The sequence below is a fragment of the Bradyrhizobium sp. WSM4873 genome, from assembly GCF_055811355.1.
In genome coordinates, this window is the sequence record NZ_JBVVPS010000022.1 from 1 (window position 1) to 19663 (window position 19663).

The 19663-nt window shown below is 64.4% G+C and carries 18 protein-coding genes; 4 read left to right on the plus strand and 14 right to left on the minus strand.

Annotation, left to right across the window (positions count from 1 at the left end):
- Positions 1-157 precede the first annotated feature (157 nt).
- From AC0L21_RS25530 to AC0L21_RS25570, 9 genes are all read right to left on the minus strand, one after another.
- Complete coding sequence (locus AC0L21_RS25530; protein WP_473264499.1) at positions 158-1309, minus strand: ABC transporter substrate-binding protein; 1152 nt, start codon at positions 1307-1309, stop codon at positions 158-160.
- 78 nt (positions 1310-1387) lie between these two features.
- Positions 1388-1819 carry an acyl-CoA thioesterase gene (locus AC0L21_RS25535; RefSeq protein WP_085351696.1) on the minus strand — a complete coding sequence of 144 codons (432 nt, stop codon included), beginning with the start codon at positions 1817-1819 and terminating at the stop codon, positions 1388-1390.
- A 10-nt stretch (positions 1820-1829) separates the two neighbouring features.
- A complete protein-coding gene (locus AC0L21_RS25540) occupies positions 1830-2591 on the minus strand; it encodes an SDR family NAD(P)-dependent oxidoreductase (protein ID WP_473264500.1) in 762 nt (253 codons plus the stop codon).
- A gap of 26 nt (positions 2592-2617) precedes the next feature.
- Positions 2618-4504, minus strand: coding sequence for a feruloyl-CoA synthase (locus AC0L21_RS25545; RefSeq protein WP_473264501.1), 1887 nt, complete (start codon positions 4502-4504; stop codon positions 2618-2620).
- Entirely contained in the window at positions 4501-5310 is an 810-nt protein-coding gene (locus AC0L21_RS25550) for a crotonase/enoyl-CoA hydratase family protein (protein WP_007605285.1), read from the minus strand. Before AC0L21_RS25550 ends, AC0L21_RS25545 begins: the two co-directional genes overlap by 4 nt.
- Before the next feature lie 258 nt (positions 5311-5568).
- On the minus strand, positions 5569-6030 hold the full coding sequence (locus AC0L21_RS25555) for a DUF3237 domain-containing protein (RefSeq protein WP_473264502.1): 462 nt from the start codon (positions 6028-6030) through the stop codon (positions 5569-5571).
- Positions 6031-6042: 12 nt separating this feature from the next.
- Positions 6043-7362 carry a TRAP transporter large permease gene (locus AC0L21_RS25560; RefSeq protein ID WP_473264503.1) on the minus strand — a complete coding sequence of 440 codons (1320 nt, stop codon included), beginning with the start codon at positions 7360-7362 and terminating at the stop codon, positions 6043-6045.
- Between the two features lie 2 nt (positions 7363-7364).
- Positions 7365-7874 carry a TRAP transporter small permease gene (locus AC0L21_RS25565; protein ID WP_007599673.1) on the minus strand — a complete coding sequence of 170 codons (510 nt, stop codon included), beginning with the start codon at positions 7872-7874 and terminating at the stop codon, positions 7365-7367.
- A gap of 222 nt (positions 7875-8096) precedes the next feature.
- Positions 8097-9113 (minus strand): TRAP transporter substrate-binding protein, encoded by a 1017-nt coding sequence (locus AC0L21_RS25570; protein WP_473264504.1) that lies wholly within the window; start codon positions 9111-9113, stop codon positions 8097-8099.
- 215 nt (positions 9114-9328) lie between these two features.
- On the opposite strand from AC0L21_RS25570, the gene pobA reads away from it, so the two are divergent.
- On the plus strand, positions 9329-10498 hold the full coding sequence (gene pobA / locus AC0L21_RS25575) for a 4-hydroxybenzoate 3-monooxygenase (protein WP_473264505.1): 1170 nt from the start codon (positions 9329-9331) through the stop codon (positions 10496-10498).
- Positions 10499-10798: 300 nt separating this feature from the next.
- On the plus strand, positions 10799-11218 hold the full coding sequence (locus AC0L21_RS25580; protein ID WP_473264506.1) for a PaaI family thioesterase: 420 nt from the start codon (positions 10799-10801) through the stop codon (positions 11216-11218).
- A 119-nt stretch (positions 11219-11337) separates the two neighbouring features.
- Here the strand turns inward: AC0L21_RS25580 and AC0L21_RS25585 are convergent, their stop codons facing one another.
- Entirely contained in the window at positions 11338-12222 is an 885-nt protein-coding gene (locus AC0L21_RS25585; RefSeq protein WP_473264509.1) for a LysR family transcriptional regulator, read from the minus strand.
- Between the two features lie 120 nt (positions 12223-12342).
- Between AC0L21_RS25585 and AC0L21_RS25590 the strand changes: the two genes are divergently transcribed.
- Complete coding sequence (locus AC0L21_RS25590) at positions 12343-12966, plus strand: pyridoxamine 5'-phosphate oxidase family protein (RefSeq protein ID WP_473264510.1); 624 nt, start codon at positions 12343-12345, stop codon at positions 12964-12966.
- A 161-nt stretch (positions 12967-13127) separates the two neighbouring features.
- On the opposite strand, the gene AC0L21_RS25595 is transcribed toward AC0L21_RS25590, so the two are convergent.
- The 3 genes from AC0L21_RS25595 to AC0L21_RS25605 are packed head-to-tail and all read right to left on the minus strand — an operon-like array spanning position 13128 to position 16673.
- Positions 13128-13859, minus strand: a complete 732-nt coding sequence (locus tag AC0L21_RS25595; RefSeq protein WP_473264511.1) for an ABC transporter ATP-binding protein — start codon at positions 13857-13859, stop codon at positions 13128-13130.
- The gene (locus AC0L21_RS25600) at positions 13856-15625 is read right to left on the minus strand and encodes a branched-chain amino acid ABC transporter ATP-binding protein/permease (protein ID WP_473264513.1); all 1770 of its coding nucleotides are present in this window, start codon (positions 15623-15625) and stop codon (positions 13856-13858) included. Before AC0L21_RS25600 ends, AC0L21_RS25595 begins: the two co-directional genes overlap by 4 nt.
- A 7-nt stretch (positions 15626-15632) precedes the next feature.
- A complete protein-coding gene (locus AC0L21_RS25605) occupies positions 15633-16673 on the minus strand; it encodes a branched-chain amino acid ABC transporter permease (RefSeq protein WP_473264514.1) in 1041 nt (346 codons plus the stop codon).
- A 176-nt stretch (positions 16674-16849) separates the two neighbouring features.
- Here AC0L21_RS25605 and AC0L21_RS25610 point away from each other — a divergent pair, with 176 nt between their 5' ends.
- Positions 16850-17371 carry a MarR family winged helix-turn-helix transcriptional regulator gene (locus tag AC0L21_RS25610; protein WP_473264515.1) on the plus strand — a complete coding sequence of 174 codons (522 nt, stop codon included), beginning with the start codon at positions 16850-16852 and terminating at the stop codon, positions 17369-17371.
- Between the two features lie 57 nt (positions 17372-17428).
- Here the strand turns inward: AC0L21_RS25610 and AC0L21_RS25615 are convergent, their stop codons facing one another.
- Positions 17429-19525: a putative bifunctional diguanylate cyclase/phosphodiesterase gene (locus tag AC0L21_RS25615; protein WP_473264517.1), complete on the minus strand. Its 2097-nt coding sequence runs from the start codon at positions 19523-19525 to the stop codon at positions 17429-17431.
- Positions 19526-19663 lie beyond the last annotated feature (138 nt).

Below are 19663 nucleotides of genomic sequence, written 5' to 3' on the forward strand. Positions count from 1 at the left end.
ACTCTCTCCGTTCCCTCCCCCACAAGGGGGGAGGGAACGGAGAGAGTGCTGCTGCTGGCCGAACTCTATTTGACGCCACGCTCGCCAATCACAAACCCAAAACAAAAGAGCCGGCCCATCGGGGCCGGCTCTCGTCGTCTCAATCCTGCGGCCGCGCCTACTTCACCAGCACGTACTTGCCGTTCTTCACGGTGAGGAGGATGCGCGAGCGGTCGTCGAGGCCGTAGCGATCCTTTTCGGTGAAATTGTAGACGCCCTGGCTGGCGGCTAGCTCCTTCTCCGACAGCAGCGCCTGGCGAATCGCCTCGCGGAATTCCGGCGTGCCGGGCTTCGCCGTCTTGAGTGCCGCCGGGATGACGCGCTTGAGGATCTCGAAGGCGTCGTAGGAATGGCCGGCGAACTGGCTGCGGCTGCTCGGCCCGTATTTGCCTTCATAGGCGGCGTTGAGCGCGAGGCCGGGCTTCTTGGTGGCGGCCTCGTCCGGCTGGTCTTCCGGATCCATCACGGGACCGGCGGCCATCAACACGCCCTCGGCGGCCTTACCCGCGATGCGGATGAAGTCCATGCTGGCGGCACCATGGGTCTGGTAGATCAGGCCTTGGTAGCCACGTTCCCGCAGCTCGGTCTGCGGCAGTGCGGCCGCAGTGCCGGAAGCGCCGATCAGGATGGCGTCCGGATTGGCGGCGACGAGCTTGAGCACCTGACCGGTCACCGACGTGTCGGGGCGAGCGAAGCGCTCCTCGTCGGCGATGGTCATTCCCATCGGCACGCCCTGGGCCTTGAAGTCGTTGAACCAGAGGTCGCCATAGGAGTCGGAATAGCCGATATAGCCGACCGTCTTCACGCCCTTCGACTTCATGTGCTCGTAGAGCACCTTGCCCATGATCGGAATCGGCTGCGGCATCGCCACCGACCACTTCATGCGCTCCGGCGTGATCGGGAAGGGCGCCAGGCCGAAATGTGGAATGCCGACTTCGTTGGCGACGTTGGACACCGCGATGGTCGGCGGCGTCAGCGCCGAGCCCATGATGATATCGGCCTTGGATTCGGTCACGAAGCGGCGGGCGTTGGTGGTCGCAGTGGTGGGATCGCCGCCGTCGTCGAGCACGATCACCTTCAGCGGCACGCCGCCGATCTCCTTCGGCACGAACTCCAGCGCATTGCGCTCGGGAATGCCCAGCGCTGCGCCCGGGCCGGTCGTGGTGGTGGTGATGCCGATGGTGATCTCGGCGGTCTGGGCCAGCGCGGGCACGGCCGGCAGCGCAAGCGCGGCCGCGGTCACGGCGGCAGTCAGGTAAAAGCGTTTCATCTATTCCTCCCTTTATGTGTTTCTTTGAAAGCAGAAATCGGGGGGTAATTCAGCCCCCTCTTTTGGTGATGTGGCGATTTAGCTTCGGGCCTCGCTCCCGGTGAATTTGGCTACCATTTCCGCGGGAAATGGTGCCGATTTCAGTTTGTCGGGGTTAACGGGGTCGCGGCCGACAAGGACGCGGGTCTCGAAACCCTCGATCGCCAGCGCCTCGCCCTTGTAGACGCTGTGCTTCACCTCGAAGCTCGAGCGCTTGATGCTCTCGACCTTCGTTTCGATGGTGATCCAGTCGCCATAAGTCGAGGGGATGTAGAACTTGGCGCGGGTGTCGACCATGGGAATGCCCACCAAGCCATATTTGCGGACCAGGTCCTGCTTTGAGAACCCGGCGACTTCGAACAGGGTCGACGTCGAATCGTCGAACATCGCGAAATAGCGCGGGTAATAGACGATGTTGGCGGGGTCGCAGTCACCCCACTGGATCTGGACATCGCGCCGGTTCACGAACATATGTCGCGCCCTATTTCGGCGCCATGCGCAGCGAGCCGTCGAGGCGCACCACTTCGCCGTTGAGGTAGGAATTCTCGACCATGTGCAGGGCGAGTGCCGCGAACTCGTCGGCGTGGCCGAGCCGGCGCGGGAACGGGATTGCGGCGGCTAGCGAGTCCTGGGCTTCCTGCGGCAGGTTGGCGAGCAGCGGGGTGAGGAACAGGCCGGGCGCGATCGTCAGCACGCGGACGCCGAACTGCGCCAGCTCGCGCGCGATCGGCAGCGTCATGCCGACGATGCCGCCCTTCGAGGCCGAATAGGCCGATTGCCCGATCTGGCCGTCATAAGCGGCAACGGAAGCCGTGTTGATGATGACGCCGCGCTCGCCGGTGGCCTGCGGCTCGAGCTTGGACATCTCGTTTGCGGCAAGGCGGAGCATGTTGAAGGTGCCGATCAGGTTGACCTTGATCACCTTGTCGAAATCCGCGAGCGCCATCGGGCCGTCGCGGCCGACGACGCGCTTGGCAACGCCGATGCCGGCGCAATTGACCAGCACGCGCGCAGGTCCATGGGACTTCGTCGCCTGGGCGATCGCAGCCTCAGCGGAAGCCGCATCGGAAACATCGCAGGTCACGGCGACGCCCTTGATCTCGGCGGCCACGGTTTCCGCGAGCTTGGCATTGAGATCGAACACCGCGACCCTGGCGCCCTGCGCCGCCAGCTTTCGCGCGGTCGCCGCGCCCAGTCCCGATGCGCCGCCGGTGACGATGACTGCCTGATCCTTCAACAACATGGCGTTCTCCCTGTAGCGATGTTTTCTTAGCCGACCGATATCACACGGTCCGATGGATTGGCAGCGTAGAGCTCCTCGATCAGGAGGCTGCGATGCTCGAGCACCGCGCGCTGGTTGATCGAGCCCTTGTCGGTGACCTCGCCCTTGTCGATCGAGAGCGGCGTGTCCATGAGGATCGCGCGCGTGATCCGCGTCGAGGATCCCGTGGCCGCGCCGAGAAAGCGGGTCAGCCGTTCGCGAAATGCCTCGCGCACCAGCCGGTCGCGGGTCGCGACGACGAGGTCGTCGGTCGGCAGCGTCGGGTTGATCAGCCGGCAGCCGTCGAGATCGAGCACGACGAGCGCCGAGACCTCGTCACGGTTGATGCCGGCGATGACGACATCGCGCACCAGCGGTGCGCAGGCCGCAACGAAGCGCGCACGCAACGGGCCGACGCTGACCCAGGTGCCGCTGCCGAGCTTGAAATCCTCACCGATGCGGCCATCGAAATCGAAGCCGGCGTTGAGATCATCGGGATCGACAGGCTTGAGTGCATCGCCGAGCTTGTAGAAGCCTTCTTCGTCGAACGAATTTGTGGTGATGTCGGGCTGGCGCCAGTAGCCGGGCATCACGTTCGGCCCCTTGCAACGAACTTCCAGCTTGCCGTTGTTCGGCACCAGCTTGGCGTCGTTGCCGGATACGGGAAGCCCGACATGGCCGGAGCGGCTGGTGCGCGGGTTGACCGACATGAAGAACGGCGCGGTCTCGGTCGCGCCGAGGCCGGTCAGCATCGGCACGCGGTAGCCCTTTTCCTTCACCGCGAGCTCGTCGAGGCTGTTCCAGACGAACGGCGACAGCGCCGCGCCCGAGAAGAACATCGCGTGCAGCCGGTCGAAGAATTTTGCGCGCAGGCCCTGGTCGTCGCGCAGATAAGGCAGCAGCGACTCGTAGCCCTTGGGGACATTGAAATAGACCGTCGGCGATATCTCCTGGAGATTGCGCACGGTTTCCTCGATGCCTCCAGGCACCGGCTTGCCGGCGTCGAGATACATCGAGCCGCCATTGTAGAGCGTCAGCCCGATATTGTGGTTGCCGCCAAAAGTGTGGTTCCAGGGCAGCCAGTCGATGATGACGGGCGGCTCGTCCTTGAGGAAGGCGAGCGTCTCGCGCAGCATCACCTGGTTTGCGCAGATCATGCGCTGGGTGTTGATGACCGCCTTGGGGTTGCCGGTCGAGCCAGAGGTCAGCAGGAATTTCGCGATGGTGTCGGGGCCGATCTTGCCGTGGACCTCGTCCAGATCGCCGCGGATCGGCGTTGCCATTAGGTCGGCGAGCAAGGTGACCTCGCGGCCCGGCACGCGGCCGTAGGACGCCGCGATCTCGGTGCCGAGCGAGACGTTGGCCGCGAGCGCGTCGGCGAACTTGTCGGCGTCCTCGGCGAAGACGAGGCCGGGCGTCAGCAGCTTCATCAGGTAGGAGAGCTTGCCGTAATCCTTGGATACCAGCGAATAGGCCGGCGACACCGGGCAGAACGGAATGCCGGCATAGAACGCGCCGAACGCCAGCAATGCGTGGTCGATCGAATTGCCGGAGAGGATGACAACCGGCCGCTCCGCCGACAGCCCGCGCGCAATGAGCCCTGAGGCGATGTGCCGGCTCGCGGCGAGCAGCTCGGCGTAGCTGATCTTGCGCCAGAAGCGGCCACCTTCGCGCTCGGCCATGAAGACGCGATCCGGCGTCGCGCTCGCCCAGTGATGCAGGCGGTCGGTGATGCGGGCCGGATAGTCTCCGAGCGGCTGTTGGGGCCGCAGATAAATCGTGCCGTCGTCGCGCCGCTCGATATTCACGACGGGATCGCCGAATGAAATGGGCCGCAGCGGGGAAGTGCTCGCGCCGCGCTCCATGCTGGAAGAGGACGACGGCTGCGCGCTCATGATTTCGGCTTCACCTTTGCGGTCTTGTGTTCGAGGAACTCGCGAATCCTGCGCTTGGCTTCCTTGTCGCTCTGCGCCACCGTCGCCATCAGCGATTCCATCAACAGGCCGGTCTGCGGATTGGCCTCCGCGATCATCGGCAGTGCCTGCAGGACGGCGAAATTCGTCAGCGGCGCGTTGGAAGCGACCTTGGTCGCAAGCTCCATCGCCTTGCCGAGGCCGTTGCCGGCTTCCGTGACATATTGCGCAAAGCCGTAGGAGGTGCCTTCGGTCGCGGAATAGACGCGGCCGGTCAGCATCATGTCCATCATTCTGGCAACGCCGATCAGCCGCGGCAGGCGCACCGAACCGCCGCCACCGACGAAGATGCCGCGCTGCCCCTCCGGCAGCGCGAAATAGGTCGAGGGCTCGGCGACACGGATATGGGCCGCGCAGGCGAGCTCCAGTCCGCCGCCGATCACCGCGCCTCTGAGCGCCGCGATCACGGGCACGCGGCTGTACTGGATGCGGTCGAACACCCGGTGCCACATCTGGGAATGGAGAAGGCCGCCGGTGGCGTCATGGTCGGTCAGTTCGGAGAGATCGAGACCGCTGGAAAAATGGTCGCCGATGCCGTGGATGACGACCGCGCCGATATCCTCGGGCAGGGACGCAAAACACTCGCCGATTTCCAGGATGATGCCGTCGTTGAGCGCATTGCGCTTCGCCGGCCGATTCAGGCCGACGGTCAAAACCCGGTCCGCCCGCTCGATCTTCAAAAGCCCGGAGGCGCCCGCGTCAGCGGTCTCGGCGTTTCCCTGTGTCATTTGCGTCCTTGTCAGAATAGTTATGTTGTATAACGAATTCCGGGGGAGTCAACAAGGGGCTGGGCGCCTCTTGGGCCAGTCAGGCGGGCAAAAGGCGCCTTCCAAACGCGGTGTCGTCCCGGCGAAGGCCGGGATCCATAACCACAGGGAGAAGTTTGGCGAAGACAAGTCGTTCGGTACTCCGACTATCCGCGATCGACAGATCACGCGGTATGGGTCCCGGCCTTCGCCGGAACGACGCGAAGGGCACTGAAGCGTTCACATCACCTGATGCACGTCGATCACCACGCGATCCGCATGCCGCGCTGCTGAACCGACAAAAATGTGCTCCATCAGCCAGCGATACTTCTCATGCCCGGTCTCGAACTTCGGCACGGTGCGGAAATAGATCAGCTTCGGGTCCACCGGCTCGCCGCGCTTGAGTTTTTGCAACAGCTCGACCGGGCCGAAGCGCATGCCCTTGTTCTCGACATAGACGATAGCACCGTCGTCGGTTTCGAACGCGTACTTCGCTTCGAGATCGATCAGCTCATTCGGGCGGATGGTCTGGAAGTCCGCGCCGAACGGCAGCACCTTGCCGGTGATCGCGCCCGTCACCTCGCCGCCGATGATCGGGATGATGCGGCGAATGCCGATGCCGGTCTCGCCGGCGGTGACGACGTCGCCGATGCGTGCGGTAACGGTAAAGACGTATCTGGTTTCCAGCGTCGGCGTGGTCATCGCTTCACCTCATCAATGCGCCATCATCCGCGTCGGCAGCCATGTCGCCAGCAGCGGGAAGGCGATCAGGATCACCAGGCGCACCAGGTCTGTCGCCACGAACGGGATCACGCCCCTGAAGATGGTGGAGAAGGAGACGTCCTTCACCACGCTCTTGATGACAAAGACGTTCATGCCCACCGGCGGATGGATCAGGCCGAGCTCGACCGTCATGACGATGATGACGCCGAACCAGATCGGGTCGAAACCGAGATGCATGATCACGGGGAAGATGATCGGCACGGTGAGGATGATCATCGCCATGGCGTCCATCAGGCAGCCGAGCACGAGATACATCACCATGATCAGCGCCAGCACGCCGTAGGGGCCGAGGCCGAGGCCGGTGAGGAATTCCGTCACCTTCTGCGGGGTCTGCGTCACCGTGAGGAAATAGCCGAAGATCAAGGCGCCGATCAGCACGGTGAACACGGCGGCCGCCGTGCGCGTGGCCTGGAGCAACGAGGCCAGAATCTTCTCGCGGTCGAGCCGGCCGGTCGCCACGCCGATGATGAAGGCGCCGGCAGCGCCGACGCCGCCCGCTTCCGTCGGCGTGAAGCGCGGCAAATAGGGCAGGCCGTAAAGGCCGCCGATCACGAACACGAACAGCAGCACCGGCGCCCAGATGTCCTTCAGGCCGGCGAAGCGCTCGCGCCACGGCAGCACTTGGCCCTTGGGCAAAAAGTCGGGCCGGAAATAGCCGATCAGGAAGATCGTGATCATGTACATGGTCATCGCCAGGATGCCCGGGATGATGCCGGCGATGAACAGCTTGCCGATGTCCTGCTCGGTGATGATGCCGTAGACGGCGAGCACGGTGGACGGCGGCAGCATCGCGCCCAGCGTGCCGCCGGCCGCGATCACGCCGGTCGCAAACGATTGCGGATAGCCGAAGCGGCGCATCTCGGGGTAAGCGACCGCGGAGAAGGTCGCTGCGGTTGCGACCGAAGAGCCGCAGATCGCGGCAAAGCCGCCGCAGGCACCGACGGTGGCGATGCCGAGCCCGCCGCGCAAATGGCCGACAAAGCCGTTGGCGGCGCGGAACAGCTCGCGGCTCATGCCGGAATTGCTGACGAAGGAGCCCATCAGAAGAAACATCGGAATGACGCCGAAGGTGTAGTCGGTCACCGTGCGCATCGAGGTCTGGCCGACCAGCTTCAGCGCCGGCGTGGCGCCGACGAGATAGGAGAAGCCGGAGACGCCGACAAGGCCCATGGCCATGCCGACCGGCACGCGCAGCAGCATCAGGGCAAACAGGGAAACAAAGCCGATAACGGCGACGGCATCGGTGCTCATGATCACTCCGTCGCCTTCAGCTTGGGGTCGTGCATTTCTTCGGGATGGAAGATCAACCGGTAGGTGCGGATCGCGATCAGGAGCACGGCCGAGACGTCGCCGATCCAGGCGATCGCGAAGAACGGCCAGGTCGGCATGTGCATGTCGAAGGTCTGGACGTTGTCGTTGTAGGTGCCGCGCACCTTGTCGAACAGCGTCCAGGTCTGCACCGTCACCACGAACAGCAGCACCAGTGTCGCGAACACGTCGATCCAGCGCTGGTAGCGCGGCCCGACATTGCCCCAGACCAAATCGACCGTGATGTGGGTGCCGCGATAGGAGGTCGCGGCGATGCCCCAGAAGATGAGGATGCCGAGCAGCATGCGGCCGATGTCGAAGCTATCCGGGATCGCGTAGTTCAGCGTGTTGCGCAGCAGCACCGACAGGAAGATGTCGAGCGCGACGATGCCGACGAAAGCCGCGGCGATCCATTCGATCGAATCGATAACGCGATCCATCCAGCTGCGCTTCATGGAGTGGTCCTAAGTGATGTCATTCTCGTTCCCGACCCGGCTGCTGCTCTTCGCCTCTCCCCGCGTGCGGGGAGAGGCCGCATCGCATCGTAGATGCGATGCGGGTGAGGGGGACTCTCCACGAGTCCATCTCTCACTATTTTTGCGGAAGCAGCCCCTCACCCCAACCCTCTCCCCGTAAGGACGGGGAGAGGGGGAGGAGAGACCGATCGCGTCGCAGCGTCACTCCGCCAGCGCGTTGTACTTCTTCAGCGACGCCTTCAGCTCGCTAAGCGCCGCGTCCGGATCCGCGCCGGCCTTCTTCGCGCCGTCAGTCCAGGTCTTCACCAGCGGCTCGGCGGCCTTCTTCCAGGCGGCGGTCTGCTCGGGCGTCAGCTTGTAGACCTCGTGGCTGGACTCCGCCTTGACCTTGTCGATGCCGGCATCCTCGAACTTGCCCCAATGCTCGCCGACCACACCGGCCATCTCGACCGTGCAATTCTTGTCGATCGCGGCCTTCTGCTTGTCGGACATCGCGTTGTACTTGTCCTTGTTCATGACGAACACGAACGTCGTGGTGTAGAGCGGCGCCTCCATGTCGTATTTGGTCACCTTGTCGATGCCGAACAGCACCAGCGATCCCCAGGGGAAGGTGACGCCGTCGGCGACGCCGCGCTCGATGATGTCGCGCACTTCCGGCGCGGAGGATTGCACATTGGTGCCGCCCAACGAGGTGACGAAATTCGCCATGGTGGCGTGGGCGGGGCGGATCTTGAGGCCCTTCACGTCCTCCGGCATTACGATCTTCTTGGTGCGGGAGTGAAAGGAGGAGGGCGAATGGACGAAGGCGAGGCAGTATTTGACGTCCTTCATCTCCTTCTCGGCGTATTTGCGATACCAGGCGTCCAGCCCCATCGAGCCGCCCTTGGCGTCCGAGATCAGGAACGGCAGCTCGCCGGCGCCGATGATCGGGAAACGGCCGGGCTGGTAGCCGGGATTGACGTAGGTGACGTCGGCGATGCCGTCGCGCGCCATGTCGTAATGGTCGAAGGCCTTGCCCATCTGCTGGGCCGGGAACACCTTGCCCTTGATGGTGCCGCCGGAATCCTTCTCGACCGCGGCTGCCCAGTCCTCGAGCGATTTCTGCAGCGGATGCGAGGCCGGCACCCAGTGCGAGATCTTCAAATCGAAGGTCTTGTCCTGCGCGAACGCAGGGCTCACGCTTGCGGCCAGCAGCAACGCCAGACAGGCTTTCCTCATCACGCGTCTCTCCCTCTTTTGACGGCGGGCTTCGATGGCCCGGTCTCGTTAATTAACATGTTATCTAATTGGCCGGCGCGTTCAAGCCGGAACTGGCGCGGCGTGCCGCCGCGCACTCCCCTTTTGCCCAACCGTTATATGATATAATTATCGTGCGCGGACGGCTGCGACAAGCGAGCCGCGACGAAAGCCTACAGGATCGGGAGGAGCAAGTATTGCGGACAAAAGTCGCAATCATCGGGGCCGGGCCGGCTGGATTGTTGCTTGGGCAACTGCTGCACCGTTACGGCATCGACAATGTCATTCTGGAGCGGCAGAGCCCGGACTATGTGCTCGGCCGCATCCGTGCCGGGCTGCTGGAGGAGGGGACTGTCGGGCTGCTCGACCAGATCGGCGCCGGCGCGCGGGCGCATGCCGAAGGCCTGGTGCATGAAGGGATCGAGCTCGCCTTCTCGGGGCGCCGGCACCGCATCGACATGAAGGCTGCGACCGGCAAGACGGTCATGATCTACGGCCAGACCGAGGTCACGCTCGACCTGATGAATGCGCGCAACGCCGCCGGTCTCACCTCGGTCTACGAGGCCAGGGACGTGCAGCCGCATGATTTCGACGGCAGTCACCCGCGCGTAACCTACGTGAAGGATGGCGTCACCCACACCATCGATTGCGATTTTATCGCCGGCTGCGACGGCTTTCACGGCGTCAGCCGCGCCAGCGTTCCGGCTTCGGCGATCGAGGAGTTCGAGCGCATCTATCCGTTCGGCTGGCTCGGCATCCTCTCCGAGACGCCGCCGGTCAGCCACGAGTTGATCTATTCCAACCACGCCCGCGGCTTTGCGCTCTGCACCATGCGTTCGACCAAACGCAGCCGTTACTATGTACAGTGTGCGCTCGACGACCATGTCGACCAATGGCCCGACGACCGCTTCTGGGACGAGCTCAAGCGCCGCCTCGACCAGGACGCCGCCGATAGCCTGATCACGGGACCCTCGATCGAGAAGAGCATTGCGCCGCTGCGCAGCTTCGTCGCCGAGCCGATGCGCTTCGGCAGGATGTTTCTGTGCGGCGATGCCGCCCATATCGTGCCGCCGACCGGCGCCAAGGGGCTGAACCTGGCCGCGAGCGACGCGCATTATCTGTCGAGCGCGTTCCGCGAGTTCTACGATGAAAAATCCAGCGCCGGCATTGACGGCTATTCGGCGAAGGCACTGGCGCGGGTCTGGAAGGCCGTGCGCTTCTCCTGGTGGATGACCTCGATGCTGCACAAATTCCCCGACACCGGCACGATCGGCGCGCGCATCCAGCTCGCCGAGCTCGACTATGTCACGCAGTCGCAGGCCGCGATGACATCGCTGTCGGAGAATTATGTGGGGCTGCCGTTCTGAAAACAGCTGTCATGCCCCGCGACCCGGCTACGCCAAGGCTTCGCCGGGGTTGAGGTCCAGGGGCGCCGAAGCTTTAGCGAAGGCGGCAGGCGGGGCATCCAGTACGCCGTGGCTCCGCGACTCAATCCCAACCGGCTCGGGATACTGGATCCCCCGCCTGCGCGCGGGATGACGGTCTTCGCGAGGCGACAGCGCGGGCCCATTTCAAACGCCCGCGCAAATGTCGTTTAAAACTTTGTAGGTGATGCAACCGTCACGTCCCTCGCGTTCAATGGCGGCAACCACCAACGCGAGACGGACATGACAAGCACCGACATTCCCGCCGGCTTCGAGCCGCATTTCCGCAAAGCGCCCCTCACCGACCCCTGGGAGCCGCTTTACTCCAGGAAGACCGACAACGGCGTCACCGTGGGATTGCGGCTGGCAACACCGCACACCAATGCACGCGGGCTGATCCATGGCGGCCTGATCGCGGCGCTGGCCGATGCCGCCATGGGCTACAGCTGCGCGCAGGCGACGGGCTGGACGACCTCGTTGGTCACGATCTCGCTGTCGGTCGACTATGTCGGCGCCGGCGAGATCGGCCAATGGCTCGCGGTCGAGGGTGAGGCGATCAAGACCGGCAGCACGATCTGCTTCGCGCAGTGCCTCGCGAAGGCCGACGGCGTCGTGATCGCGCGCGCCAGCGGCACCTTTCGCGTCGTGCCGAAGAAGGGGTGACGTCTCGTGCCCCGGACGCAGCGCAGCGCCCTTGCGTTGCGCTGCAGAGCCGGGGCCCATTCATCCACGCGCAAAGAACTGGGTCCCGGCTCGCGCTGCGCGCGTCCGGGACACGAGATCTACCCGAATTTCCACTCCGCGGTCTCCACCACGAGATCGACGAAGGCGCGCACCTTGGCGGAGAGCAGGCGCGAGGTCGGGTAGACGATGTGGATCGGCAGCGCCGGCTGCTCGTAGTTCGCCAGCACGATCTTAAGCCTCCCGCGCCGCAAGCCTTCGGCGGCCTGATAGGCCAGCACCCGGGTCAGGCCGCCGCCGGCCTCGGCATATTGCAGGGCGGCGTCGGCGCTGTTGCTGGCGAACCGTGGCTTCGGCGCCACCTCGATGTCGCGGCCGTCCTGCACGAAGCGCCAGTTCGCGGATGGACCGAAGGCGATGGTCTGGTGCGCGAGCAGTGCCTCCGGCGTCTTCGGCTCGCCATGGCGCTCCAGATAGCCTGGCGTCGCCACTACGATGCGCCGCATCTCGCCGACCTGGCGCGCGACGAGCGAAGAGTCGGCGAGATGTCCGATCCGCACCGCGACGTCGACGGCGTCTTCCACGAGATTGACCAAATTGTCCGACAGCCGCAATTCGCAGGCGACCTCGGGATAGCGCTTGAGGTAGGCGATCATGACAGGCCCGACATGGAGCCGGCCGAAGCCGACCGGCGCCGACACCACCAGCCGCCCGCTCGGCCGGTTGCGCTCCTCCCGTGCCGAGCCATCGGCTTCCTCGACATCTGCGAGGATGCGACGCGCGCGCTCGAGATAGCGCGTGCCGACGTCGGTCAGGGTGACCTGACGGGTGGTCCGCTGCAGCAGCCGCGCGCCGAGATGCTCCTCCAGCGCCGCGATCAGCCGCGTCACCGCGGAGGCGGACAGCCGCAGTTTTCGTGCCGCCGGCGCGAAGCCGCGCAAATCGGCGACGGTGACGAAAACATGCATGGCTTCGAGGCGGTCCATGGCATTATTGCATATAACGCAATGATGAAGTGTCAAGCGGGTCGATTGTTTTAGCGGGCGAAAAGTCCATCTTAGATGGCGAAGACGCAAGGACGCGCCGGGATTTCAGGAGATGATCCGATGACGGCAACTCACACTTACGCCAGCGATGTGGCATTCACGCCGGCCGTGAAGTCAATCCAGACCCGAAAGGGATCACGCGAAGGCTATGCGCATGCCGAGCAGCGCGGCTGGCGCACCGAGGTCGATGGGAACCTCGCGGCATTCCTGGCCGACGCCAACAGCTTTTATCTTGCGACCGCCTCGGCCGACGGCCAGCCCTACATCCAGCATCGCGGCGGCCCGAAGGGCTTTTTGAAGGTGCTGGACAAGCAAACGCTGGCTTTCACGGACTACGCCGGCAATCGGCAATACATCACGCAGGGAAATCTGTCCGAAAATCCCAAGGCCTACATCTTCGTGATGGACTACGCCCATCGCCGCCGGGTGAAGATCTGGGGCGAGGCGCGGGTGGTCGAGGACGACGAGGCGCTGACGACATCGCTGATGCCGAAAGGCTATCGCGCGCGGCCGGAGCAGGTGGTCCTGTTCAAGATCGAAGCGTGGGACACGAATTGCCCGCAGCACATCCCGCAGAAGTTCGACGCGGGGGATGTGGCAGCGGCGCTGGCGGCAAGGGACGCAAGGATTGCGGAACTGGAGGCGGAGGTCGCGGCGCTGAAGGGGGAGAAGGCCGCAAGTTGAGCGGCCTCCTCGCCTCTCCCCGAGCCCTCCGATGTCATGCCCCGCGAAGGCGGGGCATCCAGTACGCCGCAGCGTCTCGGTTCAAGCACATCGGTCTCTGGAATACTGGATCGTCCGCTTTCGCGGACGATGACAGTTGAGTTCGAAGAAGCGTCTCAGAACTACAGCCCGCTCGCGGCTTCGTGCTGGAAGCCGAGATAGCTGGCGGCAACGCGCTCGTTTGCCGCGATGTCGCTGGCCTTGCCACTGAGCACGAACTCGCCGAGCTCCATGACATAGGCCTGATCCGCGATCTTGAGCGCGGCCTGCGCGTTCTGCTCGACCAGCAGCACGGAGACGCCGGCGGCGCGCAGTTCGGTGACGATGCGGAAAATGTCGGCGACGATGATCGGGGCGAGGCCGAGGCTCGGCTCGTCCAGCATCAGGAGCTTGGGCTCGCCCATCAGTGCGCGGCCCATTGCGAGCATCTGCTGCTCGCCGCCGGAGAGCGTGCCGGCGAGCTGCTTGCGCCGCTCCTTGAGCCTCGGAAACAGCGTGTAGACCCGCTCCATCGAGGTTTTCGCCTTGCTTCTCTCGATGCGGAAGGCCCCCAACTCGAGATTGTCCTCGACATTCATGGTCACGAACAATTCGCGGTGCTCGGGAACGAGGCCAAGTCCCATTGCGACGCGGTCCTCGATGTCGAGCCGCGACAGATCCTGACCTGCGAATGAAACGCGCCCCTTTAGCGGCAAGATGCCCATGATGGCGGAGAGCAGCGTGGTCTTGCCGGCGCCGTTGGCGCCTACGATGGTGACGATCTGGTTCTGGCCAACTTCGAGCGAGACCGAGCGCACGGCCTCGACCTTGCCATAGGCGACATGGGCGTCGGCGACGGACAACAGCGCGCTCATGCCGCCACTCCGAGATAGGCCTTGATCACTTCGGGATTGGTCTTGATCGTCGCCGGCGTTCCTTCCGCGATCTTGGTGCCGAAATCGAGCACCACGATGCGGTCGGCAAGGTTCATGACGAAGCCCATGTCGTGCTCGACCAGCAAGACGCTCATGCCGCCGTCGCGCAGCTCCCGCAGCAGGCTCGCGAGCCGCTGCTTCTCCATGTGGCGCAGGCCGGCGGCCGGCTCGTCGAGCAGCAGCAGCATCGGATCGACGCACAACGCACGAGCGATCTCGACGATCCGTTGCTGTCCCAGCGAGAGCGAGCCCGCGAGCTGATGCATCTGCTCGCCCAGTCCGACGCGCTCGATCTGGCGAGCGGCTTCGGCGAGCAGCTTTGCCTCATCAGTGCGGTCGAGCCGCAGCATCGAGGAGATCGGCCCCGAATGGCCGCGCAGATGCGCGCCGATTGCGACGTTTTCCAGCACGGTCATGTCAGGCACCAGCTTGACGTGCTGGAAGGTGCGGGAGATGCCGAGCTTGACGATCTCCTGCGGCGGCGCCCTGTCCACCTTGTTGCCGAGCACGGAGATCGAGCCCGAGCTGGCCGACAGCACGCCGGTGATCAGGTTGAAGGTGGTGCTCTTGCCTGCGCCGTTGGGGCCGATCAGCGCGACGATCTCGCGAGCCTGAACGTCGAAGGAGACGTTGTTCACCGCGACCACGCCGCCGAATTGCTTCCGCGCCTTCTCGACCTGGAGCAGGACGCTGGATTGGCCAGGCGAGCGGGTGCGCTGCTCCAGCTTGAGCGAGGTGTCCGGCTTCTTGCCACTGGTACGCTGCGGCAGGAACGACATCAGCCAGGGCCAGACGCCGCCGGGTGCGAGCTGGAGCAGCGCCACCAGCATGATGCCGAACACGATGGTCTCGACTTGGCCGGAGCCGGGCAGGATCAGCGGCAGATAACTCTGCAGCACTTCCTTCAGGACCACGACGAGCGCCGCACCGAGGACGCCGCCCCAGACATAGCCGGCGCCGCCGACCACGGCGATGAAGAGATATTCGATGCCCGCCTGCGCGCCGAACGGTGTCGGATTCACCGCGCGTTGAAGATGGGCGTAGAGCCAGCCGGAGAGACCGGCGAGCACGGCGGCATGGATGAACACCAGCATCTTGGCCCGCGGCGTGTGCACGCCGAACGCCTCGGCCGCGACATGGCCGCGCCGGAGGGCGCGGATGGCGCGTCCGGTGCGGGAGTCCAGCAGGTTCATCGTGAGCAGCGCCGAGAGGATCACGGCAACCCAGATCGCGTAGTAGATCGAGCCGGGCGAGAGCATTTTGAACGAGCCGATCGACAACGGCGGGATCGCCGAGATGCCGTCGTTTCTTCCCAAAAATTCCAGCTTGCTGAAGAGATAGAACAAGCCGAGTCCCCAGGCCAGCGTGCCGAGCGGCAGATAGTGGCCGGAGAGACGGACGGTGACGAGGCCGAGCAGCACCGCCAGCAATCCGCTGACCACCAGCGACAGCGGCAGTGTCAGCCAGGGCGACATGCCGTAGGCCGTCGACAGCACCGCGGTGGTGTAGGCGCCGAAGCCGACAAAGGCCGCTTGTCCAAACGAGGTCAGGCCGCCGACGCCGGTGAGCAACACGAGACCCATCGCGACGAGGGCCGCGAGGCCGATATTGTCGAGCAGCACGATCCAGAACGGGGGCATGCCCGGAACAAACGGGATCGCCGCCATGACAGCTGCGAAGATGAGGATGGGGAGCCGGCTCTGCATCTTGGCGTCAGTCCTTTTCTTCCTCGACCGCAGGCGCCGCGAGCGAGCGCAGCAGCAGCACGGGAATCAAGAGCATGAAAACGATCACCTCCTTGTAGTTGGAGGCATAGAAGGACGAGAACGCCTCGACGATGCCGACGACCAGCGCCGCGACCGCGGTGAGGGGATAGCTGACAAGCCCGCCGATGATGGCGGCGACAAAGCCTTTCAGGCCGATCAGGAAGCCCGAGTCGTAATAGAGCGTCGTGATCGGCACGATCATGATGCCCGACAGTGCGCCGATGACCGACGCCAGCAGGAAGGCGATCTGCCCGGACAGCGTGGTGCGGATGCCGACGAGCCGGGCACCGAGCCGGTTCACGGCGGTCGCGCGCAGCGCCTTGCCGTAAAGTGTCAGCCCGAAGAACAGCCACAGCCCGACGATGAAGGCGATGGTAATGCCATAGACCGTGATGCTCTGGCCTGTGAAGCGCAGCGCGCCGGCGGTGAAAGAGCCGGACAGCACGGCAGGTCCGCGCTGGCCTTCGGCGCCGAAGAACAAAAGGCCCAAACCCTGAAGTGCGAGGTGGACGCCCACCGAGGCGATCAGCAGCACCAGCACCGAAGTGTGCGCCAGCGGCTGGAATGCGATGCGGTAGAGAAACAGGCCGATCATCGCCACGATCGCCAGCGACAGCGCGATGCAGACCGCAACCGGCGGCTTCTGAGCGGCGTAGTAGACGGTCAGCGCCAGCACGACGGCCGGCAGCACGATGTTGGTCAGGATGCTGCGCAGGACCAGGCGCCCGTGCAACGCCTTGCGCGCGGCGAACAGGTCGAACGCGAAGGCGCCAATGCCGAGGGCGAGCGCGAGTTTCGCGGTCCCTGGCATCTGGCCCGCGGCCAGCGAGGCATAGGTCAGCGCGCCATAGGTGACGAATTCGCCTTGGGGGATGAGGATGACGCGGGTGACGGCGAACACCAGCACCAGCGCCAGGCCGAGCAGCGCATAGATCGCGCCATTGGTAATGCCGTCCTGCAGCAGGAACAGCATGATGGTGGTATTCAAGACCGGACGCTCCCCCTCAAAGATTCAGGACCGGTCACCTGATTGTGGTGGACGGCCCGCTCACAGCCATTGAACAGCGCTGACGATATTTGATATGGTCCATAACAATTATCAAATATAACATCAAGAGTGGCGAACGATCCTCCCGAACTTAACGGGATTGCGAGCATGAGGCGATGACCGTTTCCAAAACCGCTGAAAAGTCCTCTGAAAAACCCGCCGAGACCGCCAAGGGCCGCAAGGACGCGCCCGACGGGCCTGGCGAAGCCCTCCAGCTCGGCGAGCTCTCGGAGCAGCTCGGCTATGTCCTGAAGCGCGCACAGCTCAAGGTGTTCGAGAATTTCCTCCGCTGCGTGGCCTCGCTCCAGCTCACGCCGGCGCAGTTCTCCGTGCTGCTGCTGGTCGAGAAAAACCCGGGCCGTAACCAGACCGAGATCGCCTCCACCCTCGGCATCCTGCGCCCGAATTTCGTCGCCATGCTCGACAATCTCGAGAGCCGGGATCTTTGCGCGCGGATCCGCTCCACCAACGACCGCCGCTCGCACATCCTGGTGCTGACCGACAAAGGCAAGGCCGTGCTGGCCCGCGCCAAGAAGCTCGTCGCCACCAAGCACGAGGCGCGGCTGAACGAACTGCTCGGGCCCTCCAACCGCGAAGCCCTGCTCGGGATGCTCTCGAAGATCGCCAACGAGTTTTGACGCTTTCATTGCCCCGGCGACCGGGCATCAAATCCTGAATCGCGGGCGAGCTGGCGGTTACGCCGCAGCGAACCGGTCGGGCATGGCAGGTGTTTTCGCCGACAGGAAGCGGCGCTCGATTTCCAGGGCGGGCAAGGGAGGGCTGAACAGATAGCCCTGCATTTCCGTGCAGCCCTCCGCTGCGATCCGGTCCCGTTGCTCCGCGGTCTCCACCCCCTCCGCCGTCGTCGTCATGCCCATTCCGCGCGCCAGTGCCGCCACCGCCCGCACGATGCTGAGGGATGCCGCATTGTTTTCCACGCCACTGACGAAAGACCGGTCGATCTTGATCTTGTCGAAGGGGAAGCATTGCAGATAGGTCAGTGACGAATAACCGGTGCCGAAATCGTCCATGGCGACCTTGATGCCCAGCGCGCGGAGCTGGTGCAGCGTCGTCAGCGTCCCGTTCCTGTCCTGCAGCAAAACGCTTTCCGTGATCTCGATCTCCAGCCGCCGCGGATCGAGGCCGGAGGCCGCGAGCGCGCCGACGATCACCTCCGTCAGGCCCGGCTGGCGGAATTGCACCGCCGAGATGTTGACGGCGACGTGCAGATGGTCCGGCCACCGGCTTGCAGTGGCACAGGCCTGCCGGATCACCCATTCGCCGATCGGCACGATCAGGCCGATCTCTTCCGCAAGCGGGATAAAGCTGTTCGGCGCGACCAGTCCGCGCCCTGGATGTCGCCAACGGATCAAGGCTTCGAAGCCGCTGATCTCGCCGCCGTCGGTCTTCACGACCGGCTGGTAGTGCAGTTCGAACTCGCCGGCGGCAAGTCCGTTGCGCAGGTCCTGCTCCAGCGCGCGACGGCTTTGCGCCGCTTCGCCCATGGCCGGTTCGAAGAAGCAGTGCATGCCGCGGCCGTCGCTTTTCGCGCGATACAGGGCCAGATCGGCATTGTGCAGGAGTTGCTCGGGCGTCGAGCCGTCGCCGGGCGCAATGGCGATCCCGATGCTCGCGCCCACAATAGCCTGGTGTCCGTCGAGCCCGAACGGAGCACTCAGGGTGCTGACAACATCGCGCGCCAGCGTGTCCGCTTCGCTCGAATCGGAAATCGGCGACTGGAGGATGACGAATTCATCGCCACCCATGCGCGCGATCGTATCGCTGTCGCGCCCGAGCTGCTTGAGTCGGCGGCTGACATCCTGCAGCAGGATGTCGCCGGCCTGGTGGCCCAGGCTATCGTTGACGGCCTTGAACTTGTCGAGATCGATGTGGTGGATCGCGAACATCCCGCCCTGTTCGAGCGCCTGCTTGAGGCGCTGACCGAGCAGGGCGCGATTGGCGAGATCCGTCAGCGCGTCGTGGTGCGCCATATGCGCGATCTGCAATTCCGCCTTGCGCTGCTCGGTGATGTCTTCGTGGGTCGCGACCCATCCGAGATCGGGCATCGGTCGGTGCCTGATCTTGAAGGTTCGCCCGTTCCGCATCTCGACGATGCTGTCCATGGCCTCGGCCGACGTGGCGACATCGGTCCGCCATGTGGCGTATTCCTCCCGCGTCATCGCCGGCACGCTGCCGGCTTCGAAGCGCAGGTCGAGGATCTCCTGGAGCGGCGTGCCCGGACGAACGCGGTCGGGCGGCAGGCCGTACATTTCGATATAATGCGTGTTGCAGACCAGCAGCCGATGGTCGGCGCTGAAGAAGCAAAGTCCCTGCGACATGTTGTTGATCGCAATGTCGAACTGAAAATTACGTTCCTGTAGCCGCGCACTGAGCTCTTCGCGCTCTGTAATGTCCTCGTGCGTCGCCATGCCGCCGCCGTCGGGCAGGGGATGGATGGTGTAGGCGATGATTCGTCCGTCGGCGAACTGCTGGACCGTCTGCTCGCTGACGACCGAGCCCTCCGTGCGGGCGCGGACATAGGCGCCGGCTTCTCCGCCGACGTTCAGGCCCAGTTTGAGCCGATGCTCGATCAGGTCCTTGATCGGCGTGCCCGGGTGCACCTGGTCGGGCGAGAGCGCGTACATCTCGCGGTAGCGCGGATTGCAGAAAATGACCCTGCGGTCGCTGCCAAAGAGGATGATCCCGAGCCACAGATTGTTGGCGGCGCACTTGAGTAGCTCGCCGAGCACGAGCGGATCAATGCTTGCGACCTCCTGATCACTTTCCGCCATGCACGTTGCCCCCGGGACGACGCGATTAGAGCAGGCGGTGGTGAATGAGCCCAACAATTCGCCCAATTCGGGACATGTTCCTGAAACTGCGGCGAACGCGAGGTTAAGGGCGGCGATGCCCGGCCCTGGAAAAGAGGA

What these genes read in the sequence shown, in the direction of transcription:
- AC0L21_RS25530 (WP_473264499.1), bottom strand. Translation starts at nt 1,309, where the DNA reads ATGAAACGCTTTTACCTGACTGCCGCCGTGACCGCGGCCGCGCTTGCG.
- AC0L21_RS25535 (WP_085351696.1), bottom strand. Translation starts at nt 1,819, where the DNA reads ATGTTCGTGAACCGGCGCGATGTCCAGATCCAGTGGGGTGACTGCGAC.
- AC0L21_RS25540 (WP_473264500.1), bottom strand. Translation starts at nt 2,591, where the DNA reads ATGTTGTTGAAGGATCAGGCAGTCATCGTCACCGGCGGCGCATCGGGA.
- AC0L21_RS25545 (WP_473264501.1), bottom strand. Translation starts at nt 4,504, where the DNA reads ATGAGCGCGCAGCCGTCGTCCTCTTCCAGCATGGAGCGCGGCGCGAGC.
- AC0L21_RS25550 (WP_007605285.1), bottom strand. Translation starts at nt 5,310, where the DNA reads ATGACACAGGGAAACGCCGAGACCGCTGACGCGGGCGCCTCCGGGCTT.
- AC0L21_RS25555 (WP_473264502.1), bottom strand. Translation starts at nt 6,030, where the DNA reads ATGACCACGCCGACGCTGGAAACCAGATACGTCTTTACCGTTACCGCA.
- AC0L21_RS25560 (WP_473264503.1), bottom strand. Translation starts at nt 7,362, where the DNA reads ATGAGCACCGATGCCGTCGCCGTTATCGGCTTTGTTTCCCTGTTTGCC.
- AC0L21_RS25565 (WP_007599673.1), bottom strand. Translation starts at nt 7,874, where the DNA reads ATGAAGCGCAGCTGGATGGATCGCGTTATCGATTCGATCGAATGGATC.
- AC0L21_RS25570 (WP_473264504.1), bottom strand. Translation starts at nt 9,113, where the DNA reads ATGAGGAAAGCCTGTCTGGCGTTGCTGCTGGCCGCAAGCGTGAGCCCT.
- AC0L21_RS25580 (WP_473264506.1), top strand. Translation starts at nt 10,799, where the DNA reads ATGACAAGCACCGACATTCCCGCCGGCTTCGAGCCGCATTTCCGCAAA.
- AC0L21_RS25585 (WP_473264509.1), bottom strand. Translation starts at nt 12,222, where the DNA reads ATGGACCGCCTCGAAGCCATGCATGTTTTCGTCACCGTCGCCGATTTG.
- AC0L21_RS25590 (WP_473264510.1), top strand. Translation starts at nt 12,343, where the DNA reads ATGACGGCAACTCACACTTACGCCAGCGATGTGGCATTCACGCCGGCC.
- AC0L21_RS25595 (WP_473264511.1), bottom strand. Translation starts at nt 13,859, where the DNA reads ATGAGCGCGCTGTTGTCCGTCGCCGACGCCCATGTCGCCTATGGCAAG.
- AC0L21_RS25600 (WP_473264513.1), bottom strand. Translation starts at nt 15,625, where the DNA reads ATGCAGAGCCGGCTCCCCATCCTCATCTTCGCAGCTGTCATGGCGGCG.
- AC0L21_RS25610 (WP_473264515.1), top strand. Translation starts at nt 16,850, where the DNA reads ATGACCGTTTCCAAAACCGCTGAAAAGTCCTCTGAAAAACCCGCCGAG.
- AC0L21_RS25615 (WP_473264517.1), bottom strand. Translation starts at nt 19,525, where the DNA reads ATGGCGGAAAGTGATCAGGAGGTCGCAAGCATTGATCCGCTCGTGCTC.